The following is an 18,646-nucleotide window of genomic DNA, read 5'->3' as shown; positions in this document are numbered from 1 at the left end:
AGGAGAGACACGATGGCCGGGGAGCACGCGAGGGTGACCACCACGAGACGCTATGGGCCTGCGATCGTCCTGACGGTGTCGCTATTCTTCCTGTGGGGCATGGCGAACGCGCTCAACGACATCCTGATCGCGCATTTCCGAAAGGCCTTCACGCTCTCCGATTTCGAGACCAGCTTCGTCCAGCAGGCCTTCTATCTCGGCTATTTCCTGCTCGCCGTCCCTGCCGCGATGGTCACCCGCACGCGCGGGTACAAGGCCGCGATCGTCACCGGCCTGCTCCTCTACGCGACGGGCGCGCTGCTCTTCTATCCGGCGGCGCACTTCGCCGAATATCGCTACTTCCTAGCCGCGCTGTTCGTGATCGCATGCGGGCTCGCCTTCCTCGAAACCTCCGCCAACCCGCTGATGACCGAGCTCGGCTCCCCCGACAGCGCGGCGCGGCGACTCACCTGGGCGCAGGCGGCGAACCCCGCGGGCACCGTCGCGGGCGTGCTGGTCGGGAAATACTTCATCCTGTCGCGGATCGTTGGCGTCGCGACCCCAGGCGCCACCGGCGCCGCGGTCTATCGCGAGCAGATCGTCGCGGTGCAGACGCCCTATCTCGTCATCGGCCTGGTCGTGCTGGCCTTCGCGATCGCCGCTGCGCTGATCCGCTTTCCCGGCGCCAGCGTCGCGCCCGGATACGATATCGGCGACGACACCCGCGACGCGCGCTTCGTGGCGCTCCGCCACCATCCCCGCCTCCTCCTCGCCGCGGTCGCGCAGTTCTTCTACGTCGGCGCGCAGGTGGGCATGTGGAGCTACACGATCCGCTACGCGCAGGCCGCGATCCCCGGCCTCGCCGAGCACGACGCCGCGGACTATCTCTTCGCCAGCCTCGTCCTGTTCGGCATCGGCCGCCTGCTCGGTGCGGCGCTGATGACGCGGATCGCGCCCGCCCGGCTGCTCGCGGCCTGCGCCGCGATCGCGCTCGGGCTGGCGGTGGTCGCGGCGGTCACCGGCGGGACGCCCGGCGTCTGGGCGCTCGTCGCCGCCAGCCTGTTCATGTCGATCCAGTTCCCGACGATCTTCGCGCTGGGGATGGACGACCTCGGCCCGCTCCGCCGTGCGGGCGCCTCGCTGATCGTCATGGCGATCATCGGCGGCGCGGTGCTGACGGGGGCGATGGGCCACGTCTCGGACCGCGCCGGGATCGGTGTCGCGATGCTCGTCCCCGCCGCCTGTTTCGCCATGGTGCTGGCCTTCGCGCTGACGATTCGCCGGTCGGCGCGCAGCTAGAAGGACGGCACCGTCACCCCAAGCCCGCCAACCGGTACGCCGCGCGGGCATTCCCGCCGAACACCGCGTCGCGCGCTGCCGGACACGCGCGCGCGACGAAGTCCGCCGCCAGCGCATGCACCCGCGCATAGGGCGCCGCGAGCGTACACACCGGCCAGTCCGACCCGAAGATCAGCCGCTCCGCGCCGAAGCACGCCAGCAGGTGATCCATATACCGCGCCAGATCATTGGGCTGCCAGTCCGCCCCCGCCTCGGTCACCAGCCCGGACAGCTTGCACCACACCCCCGGATGCTCCGCGATCCGCGCCACCGCATCCGCCCAGGGCTGCCACCCGCCAGCCGCGATCGGGGGCTTGCCGCCATGATCGAGCACGAACCGCCCGTCCCCCACCGCATCGAGGAACGCCGGCACGTGCACCGCCTGCCGCGCGAAGACGAGGATGTCGTACGCCAGCCCCTGCGCCACCGCCGCGCGCAACCCGCGAACGAAATCCGCGCGCAGCAGGAACGCGTCGTCCCTTTCGTCCTGGACGAGATGCCGCAGCCCCACCAGCCGCATCGCGTCGCGATACTCCGCCAGCACCTCCGCGATCGCAGGGTCGGTCAGGTCCAGCCAGCCGACGACGCCCGCGATCCACGGCGTCCGCGCCGCCAGCGCCAGCAGCCAGTCGGTCTCTTCGCGCACCGCCCGCGCCTGCACCGCGATCGTCGCGGACACGCCGGCCGCGCGCATCTCCGGCGGCAGGTCGTCGGGCAGGAAGTCGCGCGCCAGCACCCCGCCCGCCGCGATCCACCCGAACGCCGCGGCGTCGTATCGCCAGAAATGCTGATGCGCGTCGATATCGCCCACTCGTCCCTCCACGCCGCCCGCGCGTTCGTGACAAGCGCGGATCGCTGCGCTAGTCATGCCGGATGCGCCGAACCGCCGCTACCGAAACCCCCGCTCCCGCCGACAGCGCGAAACAGCCCGCCTATTCCGCCCCCGCGCTCGAAAAGGGCATCGACGTGATCGAGCTGCTCGCGACCGAGCCGTCGGGCCTGTCGATCAGCGAGATCGCGACGCGGATGGGCCGCTCGATCAGCGAGCTGTTCCGCGTCATGGTCGTCCTCGAACGCCGCGGCTGGCTCCACAAGGATGCCGCGAGCGACCGCTACCGCGTCACCTACCGGCTGCTGGAAACCGCGCACCGTGCGACGCCCGCGCAGGAACTCGCGCAAGTCGCCGCGCCGCTGATGCACGCGCTGTCGGGGCAGGCGGAACAATCCTGCCATCTGGTCGTCGCCAGCGGGCGCACCGGGCTGATCGTACTGCGCCAGGAAAGCCCGGGGCCGACGGGGTTCGCGGTGCGGCTCGGCACCACGATCGACCTGTTCACCAGCTGCTCGGGGCACGTCCTGCTCGCCTTCACCGCCCCGGACCGCCGCGACGCACTGGCCGGCCCGATCGCGCCTGCGCTCGCCACCCGGCTCGAGCGGATCCGCGCGCAGGGGCACGAATGCATCCCCAGCGCGCGGATGGCCGGGGTGTCGGACATGAGCTGCCCGATCTTCGGGTTCGACGGACAGGTCGTCGCCGCGCTGACGGTGCCGTTCCTCGAAGCCATCGACGGCGCGCCGCACCGGACGGCGGCGGAGACGCTCGACCTGCTCAAGGACGCCGCCGCCGCGATCTCGACCGCGCTCGGCTGGTTCGATCGCAGCGACCAGCCGGTCCCCGCCAGCCTCTCCGCCCCCGCCCCGCCGACCCGCCGGAAGCACACCGCGAAGGCGTAGGCGTCCAGGACGTCACCCCGGCGAAAGTGGTGGACGGCGTCAATCTTCCGCGTCACCCCGGATCAAGTCCGGGATAACGATATAGTCCCCTGCCTTCTCACATCACACACGTGACCGTCGATTCGTCCCGCCCCCGCCTTACTCACCCGTCAGCGTGAAGATCCGCTCCGTCACGGTCCACTTCTCCGCCCCGGCGCGCAACGGCCGCTGATAGGCGTCCATCGCCGCCTCCCACGCCGCCACCGTCGCGGCGAGTGCGGGATCGGCGGCACGCGGGAAATCCTCCGCCACCTCCGCGATCATCACCAGCCGATCCTCGACGTGCCAGATCTCCATCGCCTCGCACCCGCGCGCACGGATGTCGCGGATCACGTCGGGCCAGACTGCCCCCGGCGCATGCCGTGCGCGATAGGTCGCGATCAACGCCGCATCGTCGACCAGGTCCAGGATGCTCACGATGCGTCGGGTCATGCCACCTCCATAGCGCGAAGCCCGGACCATCGCATCACGCGAAACGCATCGGCCGGAGGCTGCGCCCTTGACGATGGGGCACGCGCCCCACACCGTATCCCGGCGCGCGCGCCTGCCGCGCAGGAGACCTCATGCCAGCCACGCTCCCGCCGGCCCCGCGCTGGATCGACGGCGACACCGTCCGCCGTCACCTCCCCTTCGCCGCGTGCATTCCCGTGGTCGCGGACGCGATGCGCGCGCTCTCCGCCGGCCGGACGACGCAGCCGCTCCGCAACGTCGTCGCGCTCGGCGAGGGGCGGCTGTTCGGCATCATGCCCGGCGCGCTCGACGGGGTCGCAGGCGGCGTGTTCGGCGCCAAGCTGGTCAGCGTGTTCCCCGATCCGGCGCGCCCCACCCGGCACCGCCACCAGGGCGTCGTCGTCCTGTTCGACCGCGACGGCGGCGCGCCGGTCGCGATCCTCGACGCCGAGGAGATCACCCGCATCCGCACCGCCGCCGCCAGCGCGGTCGCGACCGACGCGCTCGCCCGCCCCGACGCGCGCACGCTCGGCATCATCGGCACGGGCACGCAGGCGGAAGCGCACATCGCCGCGCTCGCCTGCGTCCGCGCCTTCGACGCCGTGCTCATCGCCGGCCGCGACCCGGACGCCGCCGCCGCACTCGCCGCCCGCGCCGCCGCCGCGACCGGCTTGCCCGTCCGCGCCGCCACCGCGCGCGAGGCTGCGGCATGCGACGTCGTCTGCACCGTCACCACCGCGCGCGATCCCGTGCTGTTCGGCGACTGGGTATCCCCCGGCGCGCACGTCAACCTCGTCGGGTCGAGCGTCGACGGCCCGCGCGAGGCGGACGACGCGCTGGTCGCCCGCGCGCGCTTCGTCGCGGACGGCCGCGCCTCGGTCCTCGCGCAGGGCGCGGAGTTCCGCCACGCGGTCGCCAGCGGCGCGATCACCGAAGATCATCTCGCGGCCGAGATCGGCGACGTCCTGCTCGGCCACGCAGAAGGACGCCGCAGCGCGGACGAGGTCACCGTCTACAAGTCGCTCGGCCATATCGTGCAGGATCTCGCGGCGGGCGCGCATGTCCTCGCCGCGCTCGATCGCGCATCGTTTATGCACACGCTGCCGACGTGACGCCGCGAAACGCATCGATCTCGCCGTCGCGCCGATGATACGCTGCCGCCGACGGGGCAGCATGGGGGAGCGTCAGATGGCATCGACGGGACGGATCGCGCTCGCCGCGCTGTTCGCGGCAACCGCCGCCAGTGCGCAGTCGACGCCGTTCGAGGAACCGCCCGTCGTCACCCGCCACACCGCGCGCGTCGCAGGCAGGCCGCTCGCCTACACCGCCGAGGCCGGCCGCATCGCGATCCGCGACGTCGAGACGGGCGTGCCCCACGCGCACATGTTCTACGTCGCGTACCGCACGCCCCCCGTCCCGAACGCGGCGCCCCGCCCGCTGGTGTTCATCTGGAACGGCGGCCCCGGCGCCCCCTCCGCGACGCTCCACTACGAGTTCGCCGGCCCGAAGAGGCTCGAAGGCCGCGCACTCGTCGACAATGACGACACGCTGCTCGCCGCCGCGGACATCGTGCTGGTCGACATGGTCGGCACCGGGTTCAGCCGCCTCGCGAAGCCCGAGCACGCCCCCGAATTCTATGGCACCCCCGCCGATGCGCGCGCCTTCGCCGAGTTCGTCCGCGCCTGGCGCGTCGCGCACGCCGCGGAGGCTGCCCCGCTTTACCTGATGGGCGAGAGCTTCGGCTCCGCACGCGCCGCCAACGTCGCGTACCTTCTCGAGAAGCAGGCGATCCCCGTCGCCGGCCTCGTCCTCGTCTCGGGCGCGCTGACATTGCCCGACGCGGTCCCGCCGACGCTCGCCACCGCGCTCCACGTCGCGGACCTCACCGCGACCGCGCACGCGCTCGGCCGCCTCCCCGGCGACCCAGAGGCGACACGCGCCACCGCCGAACGCTGGGCGCGCACCACCTATCGTCCCGCGCTCGACGCCCCCGACGCGCTCGCCCCCGCCGCCCGCGCCGCGGTGATCGCGCAGCTGTCCGCCTACACGGGCATGCCCGCCGCGAAGATCGACGCGAAGACGCTGCGCTTCACCCCGCGCGCCTATCGCCAGGCGCTCGGCACCGACGTCGCGCCGCGAAACATGTTCGACATGCGCCGTCTCGCCGATCCCCCGATCGCGGAGGACCGCGCGGTCGCGGACCTGCGCGGCGCGCTGGGCTACCGCACCACCCTGCCCTATCTCGGCATCGAGGCGATGGCCGCCGGGTTCGCCCCCACCGGCACGGTCCCGGAAGGCCCCGGCGAACGCTGGGACTGGTCCACCGCGAAGATGACGCCCGAACAGGTCGCCGCCGAATATGCGCGCGCCAGCAAGGCCGCGGACGGCCCGCCCAAACTCGGCCCGCCCCTCCCCGGCGCGGCGGAGGCGATGGCGATCGACCCCGCGCTGCGCGTGCTCGTCGCGACCGGCCTCTACGATAGCTACAGCAGCTGCGCCGCGAACCGCGAACTCGTCGCGTCGCTCCCGCAGCCGCTCGCGCCGCGCGTCACCTTCCGCTGCTACGAAGGCGGCCACATGATGTACCGCGACGCCGCCGCCCGCCGCGCGCTGTCGCGCGACATCACGGCGCTCGTCGCCACACGAATCCCGGGGAAATGACGATGCGACCGATCCTGCACCTCGCCGCCACGCTGCTGCTCGCGGGGGCCGCGCTTCCCGCTGCGGCCCAGACCACGCCCGCCACGCCCCAGCTCCGCCGCGCCGAGACGCACCATGTCGGCCGGTTCGCGGGCAAGGACGTCCCCTATACCGCGATCGTCGAGGATCATGCCGTCACCGGCACCGACGGCAAACCCGGCGCGTCGATCGTCACGATCGCCTATGTGCGCGAGGACGTGAAGGACCCGGCCAAGCGCCCCGTCCTGTTCAGCTTCAACGGCGGCCCCGGCGCCGCCTCCGCCCCGCTCAACACCAAGGCGCTCGGCCCGATGATCCGCGCCGAGTCCGTGAAGGCGGGCCCGCAGGCGTTCATGGGCAGCGAGACGGGCGCGAACGCCTTCGTCAACAACGAGCGGAGCCTGCTCGACGCGGTCGACCTCGTCTTCATCGATCCGGTCGGCACCGGCGTCAGCCGTGCTTGGCCCGGCGTCGACGCGACGCAGTGGTACACCGGCGAGAGCGACGCCGCCTCGGTCCAGCAGGCGATCCGCGACTGGCTCAGGGTCCATCGCCGCGAGGCCTCGCCCCGCTACGTGATCGGCGAGAGCTACGGCACCTCGCGCGCGGGCGCGCTGATGAAGATCCGCGACGCGCTGTCGTTCGACGGCGTTCTCCTCGTCGCGCTCGTGGGCCGCACCGACGGGCCGGACCTGCCCTTCATCGCCAGCCTGCCGACGATGGCGGCGGGCTGGTGGCACTGGAGCCCAGCGACACGCGGCGGACGCACCGTCGAGCAGGCCTATCAGGCCGGGGTCGACTTCGCGCGCACCGATTATGCGATGGCGCTGATCCGCGGCTCCAGCCTGCCGCTCGCCGAACGGCAGCGGATCGCGGAGCGGATGAGCGCGATGATCGGCGTGCCGCCCGCGCTGATCCTCGAACGCGACCTGCGCGTCGCCAAGAACGACTGGATGTTCACGATCCTCAAGGACAGGGGCCTGCGCACCGGCCTGCTCGACGTCCGCGTCACGGGCCCGCTCGCGCCCGGCCAGGACGGCGCGATCGACGATCCCGCGCTCAACGTCATGCCGACGAACCGCAAGCCCGGCGAACGCCCGCTGACCCCCGCCGAGATCGGCCCGGTCCCCAATCCCGCGTTCGGCGCGTACCTGACGCAGACGCTCAAATTCCCCGCGACCGAGCCCTATATCGCGATCAACTTCTCCGCCAACGCAGCCTGGAAGCAGGATTGGAAGCTCAACACGATCCGCTACGTCGCCGAGGCGATGCGCGCCGATCCGAAGCTGCGCCTGTTCTGGAGCGCGGGCTATTACGATCTGACGACGCCCGCCTACGAGGCGCGCTACACGCTCGACCAGGCCGGCATCCCCGCCGAACGGTTGACCGCGGTAACCCTCGCCGGCCCGCACGGCGTGTACGAAGGACCCGAGAACCTCGCCGCGTTCAACGACGCCGTCCGCCGGTTCGTGACCACGCCGAAGCGGTAAGCGGATCACCCCCGCCCAGCCCCCCATCCGTTCGTTTCGAGCGAGGTCGGGAAACGTGCTACCGGCGGCATGCACGGGCAAATCAATGCTTGCCCTTCCACCGAACCCGCATAATCTATCCCGATGAGCGAAGAACTATCGACGATCGACATCCGTATCCTAGAACAGGTACAGCGCGACGCGTCGCTCTCCACCAGCGAGCTCGCCGACAAGGTCGGGCTGTCGCAGTCGCCGTGCTGGCGCCGGCTCCAGCGGCTTCGCGACGAGGGCTATATCACCGCGCAGGTCGCACTGGTCGATCGCCGCAAGTTCGGCCCCAGCCTGTTCATCTTCGCCACGCTCAAGATGGCGACGCTGACGGACGAACAGCGCGCCGACTTCCTCCGCAAGCTCGAACTCACGCCGGAGATCCTCGAAACCTATTCGATCTTCGGCGACCGCGACCTGCTCATCAAGGTCATCGCGCCGTCGATGGACTGGTATCAGGCGTTCATCTTCAAGACGATCCTCAAGCTCCCCGGCGTCATCGACATCCAGTCCACCGTCACGCTCGCGGAGATGAAGTACACGACGGCGCTCCCGGTCCGCGGCAACCGGGCGCTGTAACCCCCGTCATCCCGGCGAAAGCTGGGATCTCCCGTCCCGAGGGACGACGATCCTATCCGCCAGCGACCCCAGCCTTCGCCGGGGTGACGAGGTCTGGCCCATCCCGCCGCGCGCCGCCCCGATACGCCCGCATCCCCGCCGCGACCGCCGCCAGCGCCTCGCCCAGCTCGCCCGGATCCTGCGCGAACCCGATCCGCACATGCCCCGCCGCGCCGAAATATTCCCCCGGCGCCACGATCACGCCGGATCGCGCCGCCAGCCAGTCGGCGAACGCCGCGGTGTCGTCGATCCCCACGAGCCGCGGGAACGCGATGCACCCGAACTCCGGCACCACCCCCTCGACCAGCCCCGCCGCGCGCCAGTCCGCGAAATGCGCCGCGAACACCGGCCGCGCCGCCGCGACGACGCCCGCGGACCACGCATCGAACCGCGGCGCATCCTCCAGCACCAGCGCCGCCACCGCATGCGACAGGTTCGACACCCCGAACTCGAACCGCTCGCTCAGGTCGCGGATCGGCGCGATCACGTGGGGCGCGCCGACGATCCAGCCGCAGCGCAGCGTGCTCAGCCCATAGATCTTCGTCAGGCTGCTGACGCTCATCATGCTGGGCGACAACGATGCGGCGGGGCACGGCCGCGTCCGCGCGTCGGCATAGTCGCCATACACCTCGTCGACGATCACCAGCACCCCCCGCGCCTCCGCGAGCCGCGCGAGCGCGACCAGGTCACCATGGTCGATCGCCATGCCCGACGGGTTGTGCAGGTTCGACACCACCACCAGCCGCGTCGTCGGGCGCAGCGCCGCCGCGATCGCCGCCACGTCGATGCCGAACCGCGGCGCGGCGCGGACGACATGGTCCACCGCGATGCCGTTCTCGTACGCGATGTCCGCGAACAGGTCGAACCCCGGCGTCTCGACCAGGATGTGCTCGCCCGGCTTCACCAGCGCGCGGTAGATCAGCGACAGCGCCCCCGTCGCCCCCGTCGTGCACAACACCTGATCGCGATCGACGCCATAGCGCGCCGCCAGGTGATCGACGACGAACGGATTGCCCCCGCTGAACGCGCTGACGTAGCGCGTGGTGACCGGCGCAGCGAACGCCGCCGCCACCGCCTGCGTCAGCAACGCCGCGGGCTCGGGCACCGAACTGTCGAACAGCGGCACCAGCCGCCCGCCGCTCGTCCGTGCGCGCGCCACCGTCCGGCGGACCCATTGGGCATAGCTGTCGCCCGGTGCGTGGTACTCAGTCGTCACGGCCGGCGATCGCTCCCCCAAGGCCTCGAAGGATAGCGCCGCGGGGCAGGATTGTTATCCGAAGTGCCACGGCCAACCCCGTGCCCGCGCATAATCTTGCCCCGTCACCGCGCCTTGCCACGCACCCGGTAATAGATCGCGCCCAGCCCGAACCATCCCGCGACCAGCAGGTACGGTCGCCAGTCAGCCTCGACACCCGCGACGATGATCGCGATCGCCGCCGCCACCGCCAGCCACCCCGCCGCGGTCACGAACCGCGGCGCGAACCGCAGCGAGGCCTGCGCAACGATCTCCGGCCGGTGCCCCGCGACGCGGATCGCGCACAGCGAGCAGGCGAGGTATTTCAGCATCGTCGGGATGTTCACCGCCAGCAGCAGGAAGACGAGGCTCGACGGCAGCAGCAGCCCCGCCATCGCGAAGAGATAGCACAGCCCGATCGCGCGGTGCGGCGTCGCGAACCGCGGATGGATCGCCGCGAGCGCGCCCGGAAACACCCCCGCGCGCGCCATCGCGAAGATGCTCCGCGAGAACACCAGGGCGGTCGCGTTCATCGTCTTCAGGATCGAGATGGTCGCCGCCCCCACGATCACCGGCAGCGCCCATCCCCCCAGCGGCGCGCGCGCGGCGTCGAGCAGCGGCGCCTTGCTCGCGGCCAGCGCAGCGGGCCCGATCAGCCCCAGCGCGGTCGCCGCCACCGCGGCATAGATCGTCGCGGTCAGGATGACGGCGATCAGGATCCCCAGCGGAATGGTCCGCTTGGCGTCGCGCACCTCCTCGCCGATCTCGACCGCGGATTCGATGCCAAGGAACAGGCTTATCATCAGCGGCACCGCCGCCAGCACGCCGGCCGTCCCCAGGTCGCCGATCATCGACGTACTCGCGATCGGCGCACCCGCGCCGACGAACACCGCCAGCACCACGATCAGCATCAGCATCAGCGCGGTCTGCACCCGCGCCGCGACCGCCACCCCCAGATAGTTGAGCGCGAACACCAGCGTGATCGCCACCGCCATCACCGGCGTCGCCGGAATCGCGAACGCCATCCCCAGATAGTTGGTCAGCACCCGCGCCAGCACCACCAGCGCGCCGACATTGCCCAGGATGCGCAGCCACGCGATCGCGAACCCCGCGAACGGCGACAGGAACCGCCGCGGCCATTCGTACGACGCGCCCGACACCGGCAGCGCGGAGGCAAGCCACGCATAGACCGTCGCGAACACCACCATCGGCACCGCCGCCAGCGCGATCGCGACGAGCAGCCCCGATCCCGCGACCTCGGCCGCGGGTTGCAGCACCGAGAAGATCGACACCCCGATCGCGGTCCCCGCGCCGAACATGACGACCCCGGTCAGCCCGACCCCCCGATGGAGCGACGCCCCCGTCAACGCCCCCGTCAACGTTTCGCCAGCGGCTTGTAGGCGACGCACTCCACCTCGACGCCCGCGCCCAGCGCCAGCCCGTTCGCGCCCAGCGCACTGCGCGCCGGCAGCCGCCCGGGCTTGAAATAGCCGACATACACTGTGTTGAAATCGCGCCATGTCGCCATGTCGGCCAGCATCACGGTGCACTTCACGACATCGTCGAACGTCGCCCCCGCCAGCTTGAGCGCAGCCCCGACATTGTCCATCGCCGCCTTCGCCTGCTCCCCGATCGCCGGCGGGATCGTCCCGTCCGCGTTCGCGCCGATCTGCCCGGACAGGAAGATCAGGTCCCCGGCCCGCACCGCGAGGGAGAAGGGCGCGCTCGATCCGGGGCGCGCATGAAACACCGGCGCCTGCTGCGCCGCCGCCTCACTCGTCGAGATGAGCGTCAGGATCGGCGCCAGCACCGAACCCAGTACCGAAAAGGGCGAACGCGCCGGGATCATGGGTATCTCCTTTGGGAATGACGGGCACGCGCATCGCGGGCGGCGTCGCGAACGGCGCGATGCCCAGCGCGGTGTAGATCTCGGACGGGAAATAGACCGTTCCCGATCGCATCACCATCCGCGGCCGGGTCACCGCCGCGATGTCGCGCGTCGGGTCGCCCGCCACCAGCACCAGATCCGCCGCCTTGCCACGCGCGATCGTCCCGCGCGTCGCGGTATCGCCCAGATACTCGGCCGCGCCCAGCGTCGCCGCTCGCAACGCATCGGCGGGTGCGATCCCCGCCCTGGCATACAGCACCAGCTCGCGCTGGAGCGTGAACCCGGTCGCGTCGTCGGTCCCCGGCAGCAGCGGCACGCCCGCCTTGTGGAGCATCCGCATCGTCGCCAGCACGGTATCGAACGCCTTGAAATAGCGCGCGTCCTCCGCCGCGTCCTTCAACGGCACGAAGGTCCGCCTGCGATAGCGCTGATACCCGATCGGCATGTGCGACAGATACGCCGCGTCCCCGTCGCCGACGACGCCCGCGCGGCTCAGCATCAGCCGCTCGAGGATCACCGCGGTCGTATCCAGCGACACGCCGCGCGCCTTCATCGCCCCGACCGTCGCGCGCACCCGCGCCGCGCCCAGGTCGAGCCCCGCCGCGCGCGCCATGCCCGTCAGCCGCAGCGGCGTGCGCGTATCCTCCTTCGGATCGAGCACCCAGCCGAGCATCAGCTGGTTGATATGCGCGATCGCGTCATACCCGTCCGCGATCACCCGGTCAATCGAGGAGAAGGCCGGAACGTGCCCGCTCACCTTCAGCCCCAGCCGGTGCGCCTCCGCCGCGACCGGCTTCACCCAGTCGGGCGGAAAGCTGTTGTAGAGCTTCACCTCGAAATAGCCGTGGTCGGCGTACCAGCGCACCGCCTCCAGCGCCGCCGGCAGCGTCTCGGGGATGAAGCCGTTGCGCGCGGAGAACGCGCTGCGCCCCTCGATGAACCCCGCGGGCACGATATACGGCCCCGCGATCTCGCCCGCCTCGATGCGCGGGATCAGGTCGAGCAGGAACGCGTTCCTGTTACCCATGTCGCGCGTCCGCGTGACGCCCGCCGCCAGATAGAACAGCCCCGATTCGATCGACGAATGCGAATGCATGTCGGCGAGCCCGGGATAGAGCGTCCCGCCCTCCCCCTCGACGAGCACCTCGTCCTTCGGCACCGCGCCGCCGTCACCGGCCAGAATCTGGACGATACGGTCGCGCATCGTGACGACGGTCGACAGCGCCCCCAGCTTGCCCGTCGCCGCATCGAACACGCGCACGCCCCGGATCCGCACCGGCACCGCGAACCGATGCGCGACCCTGGCGCTGATCGCGCGCACCCGCTCGCTCGCCAGCTCCGCGCCCAGCGCGGCAAGCGTCGGGGTCTCCATCTCGAACCCCGTACGGATCGTGATGCCCTTCGCGCCGAACTGCGCGAACAGCCGCTTGTCGCCGTCGAGCGCGACATAGTCGGGCGCCAGCTGCGCACCGTCGACGCGATAGACGGTCACGGGCACGCCCCCGATCGCCAGCGTACGCAGCCTCGTTGCGGTGATGCGCCCGCCCGGCAGCGCGTCGACACTTCCGCCCTTCGCCAGCGCGGCGCGCGCGTACAGCCCGGCCGCCCACGGGCTGTCGTCGTTCGCGATATAGAGCTTCGCCCCCGACACCGCGACGTCGCCGCGATCCGCCTGGCTCGTCCATGTCGCCCGCCCGCCGCCCGCCGCGAACCGCTCCGCCACCGCACCGCCCATCAGCGACGTGCCCGTGATCGTCCACGACACCGGCACGCCGTCCGCCCCCAGCACGATCTCCTCATGCTGCTTCGGGCCCCGACCGTTGTCGTCGACGCGGTAGTCGATCGACACCCGGTCGCCCTCGGTCGTCCCCGTCAGCGTCCCCACCACCTCGCCGTTCGCGACCACCGACAGCCGCTCGGGCGTCGCCGCCGGCGCCGTGGCCGCGGTGCCGAGCAGCAGCACCGCGAGAAGCCGACCGACCACCTCCAACCGTTCGCCTCGAGTAGATGTCGAGCGAAGCCGGGAGCCCGTATCGAGAGACCGGCACCGCGCACCCTCTCTCGATACGCCGTCTCGACGTCGCTCGACATCTACTCGAGACGAACGGAGAAAGGGCAATCCCATCGTCATCACAGCGCGCACGCCGTATCGGGCACGCCCGCGACGCGACGCCACTGATACGCGTCCACCGTCTTCCCGCGCGGCAGGTAGGTGATAGGGAACACCCGCCCCTCGCGCAGCACGCTCAGCACGATCCGCTCCGCCTGGTTGCCCTGGATGCCGTCCTGCGGCACCGGCGCGACGATCTCGTCGCCGTCGCGCAGCCCGGCGAGCGCCGCCGCCGATCCCGCGACCAGCCTGCGCACCACCCGCTTCGGCTCGGCCAGCACTGCGGTATCGAACCCCAGTTCGTAGCGCCGTAGCGGCTTCGTCGTCCGCTCGAAGCAGGGCCCGAACGCATCCGACGCCGGCACCGGCATCCGCCCGCCCAGAAACGCCCGGAAATCCGCCACCGCGCCGTCGCCCAGCGCCTTGCGGACCACCGCTTCCCAGTCCGCGTTGGTCGTCGTCCGTCCGCCCTTTTCCAGCGCCAGCATCGCGAACATCAGGTCGTCGAGCGACCGCTTCCCCCCGCTCGTCTTGCGCACCGCATCGTCGACCGTGGCGAAATACAGCATCCCGCGATCATAGGGCAGCGTGCGGATCCGCGTATCCGCCCAGAACCGCTTCGGCACGTCGCTGTTGGGCGCGGTCGCCATGATGCTGGTATAGTAGCGCGCGGCGTGCATGTTGAGATCGTCGAGGAACTCGGACGGCGTCATTTGCCCGAAGCGTAGCGGCAGGCGGCGCTGGTAGAGCGTCGCCAGCCCCTCGCCGAACCACGAGGATTCGAGCCCCGCAGGCTGCGCGATGTAGGGCTGGAAGGTGTGGAACATCTCGTGCGCCAGCGTACTGCGGATTTTTACCACGTTGCTGCCGGCACCTCGCCCGAACGTCGTGACGAACGAGTTGTGCAGCCCCACCCCGCCCCCGGCATTCACGGGGTTGTAGCGCAGGAACACCCCGTAAGGCGGCGGCACCGTCTGCCCGAAGAAGCGCGCGTATTTGCCATACAGCGCGCCCGTCCACGCCATCAGCGCCTTCGCGTCGAACGCGGGCGTGCCCTGCCACGCCGCGAAGAACCCGCTCGCGGGCACCGGCGAGGGATACGTCCCGATCCGCCCCGCCATGTAATAGCCCATCCGCAGCTGCGCCGCCGTCATCGCCTCGCGCGCGACGACATGCCCCGCCCCCAGCGAACTCACCCCCCGAGCACCCCTCGGCAGCGCCGACAGGTCCCAGTCGATCGTCGTGCGATATGCCACCCCGCCCGGCGGCAGCGCGAGGAACATCGTGCCCGCCGCCGACGTCCCCGCGCCGTCGTTGCTGAACGCGAAGGGCGGCGCAGGCCCGCGCGGCGGCAGCGTCGCCTGCGCGGGCACGGTATAGCACACCGTCACCGCGCCGCTGGTCGCGCGCGCCGCGACCCACTCGCGGGAGCGCCCCCCGCCTTGCGCATCGCGCGCCGCTTCCGCGGGCAGGTCGACGTCACGCATCGTCAGCGGCACCGGCCCCGCCGCATCGCTCGCGCGCAGGTCCGTCACGACCGTTGCCACCGTATCGACGTTGCTCGCCACCAGCGGCAACCGCACCAGCGGCGCGCCTGCGGCGGTCGCCACGCCATCGAACCGCAACGTCACCGCCACCGTCCCGATCGTATCGCCCCCGCGGGTTTCCGGCGCCGGCGCCAGCCCGATCGCCACCGAAGGCGCCGTCTGCGCACTCCCGGGCACGGCGAGCGCGATCGCCGCCCCCCCGAGGGCGATCGCACTCCAGCCGGCCCGCCCCCGCATCAGAACCTCACCTTCGCACCGGCATAATAGGACCGTCCGATGATGTCGCCATAGCTGAGCGAGGGGTAGGAGGGCTGCTTGTCGGTCAGGTTGTTGACGCCCGCGCGGAACGTCATCCGGCTGTTGACGTCGATCTGGAACGACACGCTGTGCGTGGTGTTGCCTGCCAGCCGCGGGTTCGGGTTGTTCTCGATCGTCGCGTCGGGCAGCGCGAGGACGGGGCTCAGATAATAAGCCTCGTACGTCGCGCGGAACGGGCCATTGGCATAGCGCACGTCGAACCGGCCGACCCAGTCGGGCTGCGCCGTCCCGGTGATCGGGCTCGCCCCGGTCTTGTCCGATCGCGTGAAGACCGTCCCCGTCACCGAGCTTTCGAGCCGCGAGGTGTGCGTCGCCGCCACCTCGAAGTCGAGCCGGCCCCAGCCCGCGCCGATCAGGTCGGTCAGCGGCATCGCGTAATTCGCCTTGTACGTCTCGCCGCGGAACCGGATCACGCCCGCGTTGAACGTCGTCGTCTGCCCCGTGGCGTACGACCCCGCCTGGCTCGCCGCCGTCGCGACCGACAGTCGGGTGAACGCGTTGCACACCCCCACGGGCGGCGACGGATCGTCGAAGCAGGTCTCCGCGAAGTTCTGCGTCGTGAACGCCGACAGCCCGTCGCTGAGGTCGATCTCGATGCGGTCCGCGGTCAGCGTCAGTCCGGGGACGAAGCGCGGCTGGACGACGACGCCGTACGTCCACGTCTTCGACGTCTCGTTGCGCAGGGTCGGGTTGCCGCCGGTGGTGACCAGCGTCGTCGTGAAGTTCTCGCCCGAATTCTGGAACGCCGCCAGCCGCGCCGCCGCCGACGCGCCCGCCGCCGCGCCGCCCGGCCCGCCGGTGCCATAGGTCGGGTTGGCGGTGAACAGCGCGAGGCACGCCGCCGCACGCTGCGTCGGGTTCGGCCCGCCCGAGATCCGGTCCGCGTCGCACGGATCGAGGTTCCCGCCCGCCAGCGCGGTCGACGACGGCGCGAACAGCTGCGTCAGCGTCGGTGCACGGAAGTTGCGGCTGCGCGATCCGCGGAAGGTGACGTCGGGCACCGGCTGCCACCGCGCGCCGACGTTCCACACGCTCTCCGTCCCCGCGATCGAATTGTCGACATAGCGATACGCCCCCGACAGCTCGAGCGCGTGGACCAGCGGCAAGGTGAAGTCTCCGCCGACCAGCGGCACCAGCACCTCGCCCGCGAACTCGTTGGTGTTGTACCGCCCCTTCTGCGGCAGCACCGCCGCGGTGCCCAGAACGCCTGCCTGGTTCGCCGCGAACGGGGTGAACGACACGCGCTCGTCGCGATGCTCGTACGTCGCGGACATCTTCGCGTCGCCCGCCGGCAGCGTGAACAGCGATCCGCCCACGGTCGCCAGGATATCGACCTGCTCGTTGCGATACCGGCTGCCCGAGCGCGCCGAGACATAGCTGCGCGCCGCGTCGGAGACCGTGCCGGTGCCGAACGGGTTGATCGGCGCGCACGCCGCATCGTCGTTGGTCGTGATCGCATCGGCGTTGATCGAACACACCGCCTGCCCGGCGCCGTTGCGCACCGATGCGATCGCGTTGTTGTACCGCGACAGCACCACGCCCCACGCGTTCACCTGCCCGTCGACGCGCGCATAGCTGCCCGACACGTTCCAGTCGAACCGGCGCCCGCCGACGTCGAACTTGCCGTCCAGCGACAGCAGCCCGCGATACGTCTCGGTCCGCGTGATCTGGTCGTTGCTCGGCGTCAGGTCGGTGAACGCCTTCGACAGGAACAGCGGCGCACCCGCGGCGAAGGCGGGGCGAACGGCGCTCAGCTGCGCGATCGCCGCCGGGGTCAGGAACGCATTCGTGTTGAAGAACGTGATCGCCCCGGTGCCGGTCGCAGCACTCCCCAGCACGGTGTTCGACAGCACCTGCTGCGTCTCGCGCGCATCGGTGCGCGCATAGAGCAGCTCGGTCGACAGCGTAATCGCATCGGTCAGGTCGTAATGCCCGACGACGTTGGCGGTAACGCGCTCGATCCCGGTGCGCAGCGTGCCGACCAGCTTCGAATAGGCATAGCCATCCCCGCCCGACGCGAACGGCACGCCGTATTGGGTGCCGATGTTGAACCCCTGGATCGCCGCCCCGTCCGCGGCGAACTGGCGGTTGAGCAGGAAGACCGAGACCGGCGCGGGCGTCGTGAAGATCACGCCGTTCGTGTTGAACTCCCAGAACCGCGTATCGAAGATCTCGCGGGTGGAGGGGATGCCGTCGGTCGCGCTGACGTTGGCCGCGTTGGGCACCGTGATCCGCCCCAGCTGCGTGCGCGGACGGCTGTCGAACGCCAGCGGCGCGGTCTTCGACCATTCGACGTTCGCCGCGATGTTCCCGCGCCCGCCGCCGAAGTTCGTCCCTGCGGTCAGCCGCGCGTTATAGGTCGGGTAGTCCCCGCGATCGGTGACGCCCGACTGCGCGTCGACCTCGACGCCGCTGAAATCCTTCCTGAGGATATAGTTCACCACGCCCGCGATCGCGTCGGAGCCATAGACCGCCGCCGCGCCGCCCTGCACCACCTCGACCCGGCTGAGCAGCCCGACCGGGATGATGTTCGAATCGACCTGCGAGTCGCCCAGCCCCGACGAGGTCGTGGCGGTCCGCCGTCCGTTGACCAGCGTCAGCGTGCGCCCGGTGCCGAGCCCGAACAGCGACGGCGCCTGGATGCCGTTCCCGCTCGACGTGCCGCTGCCCGAGGCCTGCGCGAGCTGGCGGTTGATCGACGGCTCGCGGTTCAGCGCCTGCGCGACGCTCACGTCGCCGCGATCGGTCAGCGCCTGCTGGTCGATCACCGAGATCGGCACCGGCGTGTCGGTCGCCGCGCGCCGTATCCGCGATCCGGTCACCACCAGGTCCTCGCCCTCGGCCCCCGCCGCCGCCTCGATGCTGCCCGACGTCACCGCCGACGGCGGCGTATCCGCCGGCGCAGGCGCGGACTGCGCCAGCGCGGGCACAGCCGTCCCGACCACCGTCATCGCCGCGGCGACCACCGCCGTCGTCGTCATCATCACCGCCCGCAAGCCGCTCGTCGTCGCACGCATAGATACCCCCAAGGCCAAGATCGTCGCTCGGCGCGACCCGCAGCCCTTCCGGCCATCGCGTCGCACAGCTCCCACGACCACAATAGAGGGTGACGACGGCATTTCCTTGCGAACACCACGCGTGGCAGACGCAATTGTGCAATAATTATTCGCCGCGCCCGTTTCGCGCGACGCAGCG

14 protein-coding genes are annotated in these 18,646 nt (G+C 71.1%); 6 read left to right on the top strand and 8 right to left on the bottom strand.

What is annotated here, in order from left to right; all coding sequences use genetic code 11:
- Positions 1 to 99: 99 nt before the first annotated feature.
- On the top strand, positions 100 to 1,278 hold the full coding sequence (fucP, locus tag ACV7NO_RS05350; RefSeq protein ID WP_463407283.1) for an L-fucose:H+ symporter permease: 1,179 nt from the start codon (positions 100 to 102) through the stop codon (positions 1,276 to 1,278).
- A 13-nt stretch (positions 1,279 to 1,291) separates the two neighbouring features.
- Here fucP and ACV7NO_RS05345 read toward each other — a convergent pair whose 3' ends face one another.
- Positions 1,292 to 2,185, bottom strand: coding sequence for an amidohydrolase family protein (locus ACV7NO_RS05345; protein ID WP_463404984.1), 894 nt, complete (start codon positions 2,183 to 2,185; stop codon positions 1,292 to 1,294).
- Positions 2,186 to 2,190: 5 nt separating this feature from the next.
- On the opposite strand from ACV7NO_RS05345, the gene ACV7NO_RS05340 reads away from it, so the two are divergent.
- Entirely contained in the window at positions 2,191 to 3,051 is an 861-nt protein-coding gene (locus ACV7NO_RS05340; RefSeq protein WP_463404983.1) for an IclR family transcriptional regulator, read from the top strand.
- 138 nt (positions 3,052 to 3,189) lie between these two features.
- Here the strand turns inward: ACV7NO_RS05340 and ACV7NO_RS05335 are convergent, their stop codons facing one another.
- A complete protein-coding gene (locus ACV7NO_RS05335) occupies positions 3,190 to 3,522 on the bottom strand; it encodes an L-rhamnose mutarotase (RefSeq protein WP_463404982.1) in 333 nt (110 codons plus the stop codon).
- A 131-nt stretch (positions 3,523 to 3,653) separates the two neighbouring features.
- Here ACV7NO_RS05335 and ACV7NO_RS05330 point away from each other — a divergent pair, with 131 nt between their 5' ends.
- The 4 genes from ACV7NO_RS05330 (at position 3,654) to ACV7NO_RS05315 (ending at position 8,315) form a co-directional block, all read left to right on the top strand.
- Positions 3,654 to 4,652, top strand: coding sequence for an ornithine cyclodeaminase family protein (locus ACV7NO_RS05330; protein ID WP_463404981.1), 999 nt, complete (start codon positions 3,654 to 3,656; stop codon positions 4,650 to 4,652).
- A 76-nt stretch (positions 4,653 to 4,728) separates the two neighbouring features.
- Entirely contained in the window at positions 4,729 to 6,201 is a 1,473-nt protein-coding gene (locus ACV7NO_RS05325; protein WP_463404980.1) for a S10 family serine carboxypeptidase-like protein, read from the top strand.
- A gap of 2 nt (positions 6,202 to 6,203) precedes the next feature.
- Positions 6,204 to 7,709 carry a S10 family serine carboxypeptidase-like protein gene (locus ACV7NO_RS05320; protein WP_463404979.1) on the top strand — a complete coding sequence of 502 codons (1,506 nt, stop codon included), beginning with the start codon at positions 6,204 to 6,206 and terminating at the stop codon, positions 7,707 to 7,709.
- A gap of 123 nt (positions 7,710 to 7,832) precedes the next feature.
- The gene (locus tag ACV7NO_RS05315) at positions 7,833 to 8,315 is read left to right on the top strand and encodes an Lrp/AsnC family transcriptional regulator (RefSeq protein ID WP_463404978.1); all 483 of its coding nucleotides are present in this window, start codon (positions 7,833 to 7,835) and stop codon (positions 8,313 to 8,315) included.
- 52 nt (positions 8,316 to 8,367) lie between these two features.
- On the opposite strand, the gene ACV7NO_RS05310 is transcribed toward ACV7NO_RS05315, so the two are convergent.
- From ACV7NO_RS05310 to ACV7NO_RS05285, 6 genes are all read right to left on the bottom strand, one after another.
- Positions 8,368 to 9,570 (bottom strand): pyridoxal phosphate-dependent aminotransferase, encoded by a 1,203-nt coding sequence (locus tag ACV7NO_RS05310; protein ID WP_463404977.1) that lies wholly within the window; start codon positions 9,568 to 9,570, stop codon positions 8,368 to 8,370.
- Between the two features lie 104 nt (positions 9,571 to 9,674).
- Positions 9,675 to 10,955: an APC family permease gene (locus tag ACV7NO_RS05305; RefSeq protein WP_463404976.1), complete on the bottom strand. Its 1,281-nt coding sequence runs from the start codon at positions 10,953 to 10,955 to the stop codon at positions 9,675 to 9,677.
- An 8-nt stretch (positions 10,956 to 10,963) separates the two neighbouring features.
- Positions 10,964 to 11,437, bottom strand: coding sequence for a RidA family protein (locus ACV7NO_RS05300; RefSeq protein WP_463404975.1), 474 nt, complete (start codon positions 11,435 to 11,437; stop codon positions 10,964 to 10,966).
- Positions 11,361 to 13,460, bottom strand: a complete 2,100-nt coding sequence (locus ACV7NO_RS05295) for an amidohydrolase family protein (RefSeq protein ID WP_463404974.1) — start codon at positions 13,458 to 13,460, stop codon at positions 11,361 to 11,363. The genes ACV7NO_RS05300 and ACV7NO_RS05295 overlap by 77 nt, the downstream gene beginning before the upstream one ends.
- Positions 13,461 to 13,606: 146 nt before the next feature.
- Positions 13,607 to 15,370: a M61 metallopeptidase family protein gene (locus ACV7NO_RS05290; protein WP_463404973.1), complete on the bottom strand. Its 1,764-nt coding sequence runs from the start codon at positions 15,368 to 15,370 to the stop codon at positions 13,607 to 13,609.
- Positions 15,370 to 18,468 carry a TonB-dependent receptor domain-containing protein gene (locus ACV7NO_RS05285; RefSeq protein WP_463404972.1) on the bottom strand — a complete coding sequence of 1,033 codons (3,099 nt, stop codon included), beginning with the start codon at positions 18,466 to 18,468 and terminating at the stop codon, positions 15,370 to 15,372. The genes ACV7NO_RS05290 and ACV7NO_RS05285 overlap by 1 nt, the downstream gene beginning before the upstream one ends.
- Positions 18,469 to 18,646: the final 178 nt, after the last annotated feature.

It is taken from the genome of Sphingomonas sp. Ell38C01 (assembly GCF_055231975.1).
The sequence above is the reverse complement of the archived record's forward strand: the minus strand, read 5'-3'. Positions and strand labels throughout refer to the sequence as shown.

What these genes read in the sequence shown, in the direction of transcription:
- ACV7NO_RS05290 (WP_463404973.1), bottom strand. Translation starts at nt 15,370, where the DNA reads ATGCGGGGGCGGGCCGGCTGGAGTGCGATCGCCCTCGGGGGGGCGGCG.
- ACV7NO_RS05325 (WP_463404980.1), top strand. Translation starts at nt 4,729, where the DNA reads ATGGCATCGACGGGACGGATCGCGCTCGCCGCGCTGTTCGCGGCAACC.
- ACV7NO_RS05335 (WP_463404982.1), bottom strand. Translation starts at nt 3,522, where the DNA reads ATGACCCGACGCATCGTGAGCATCCTGGACCTGGTCGACGATGCGGCG.
- ACV7NO_RS05300 (WP_463404975.1), bottom strand. Translation starts at nt 11,437, where the DNA reads ATGATCCCGGCGCGTTCGCCCTTTTCGGTACTGGGTTCGGTGCTGGCG.
- ACV7NO_RS05340 (WP_463404983.1), top strand. Translation starts at nt 2,191, where the DNA reads ATGCGCCGAACCGCCGCTACCGAAACCCCCGCTCCCGCCGACAGCGCG.
- ACV7NO_RS05320 (WP_463404979.1), top strand. Translation starts at nt 6,204, where the DNA reads ATGCGACCGATCCTGCACCTCGCCGCCACGCTGCTGCTCGCGGGGGCC.
- fucP (WP_463407283.1), top strand. Translation starts at nt 100, where the DNA reads ATGGCGAACGCGCTCAACGACATCCTGATCGCGCATTTCCGAAAGGCC.
- ACV7NO_RS05315 (WP_463404978.1), top strand. Translation starts at nt 7,833, where the DNA reads ATGAGCGAAGAACTATCGACGATCGACATCCGTATCCTAGAACAGGTA.
- ACV7NO_RS05330 (WP_463404981.1), top strand. Translation starts at nt 3,654, where the DNA reads ATGCCAGCCACGCTCCCGCCGGCCCCGCGCTGGATCGACGGCGACACC.
- ACV7NO_RS05345 (WP_463404984.1), bottom strand. Translation starts at nt 2,185, where the DNA reads ATGACTAGCGCAGCGATCCGCGCTTGTCACGAACGCGCGGGCGGCGTG.
- ACV7NO_RS05285 (WP_463404972.1), bottom strand. Translation starts at nt 18,468, where the DNA reads ATGCGTGCGACGACGAGCGGCTTGCGGGCGGTGATGATGACGACGACG.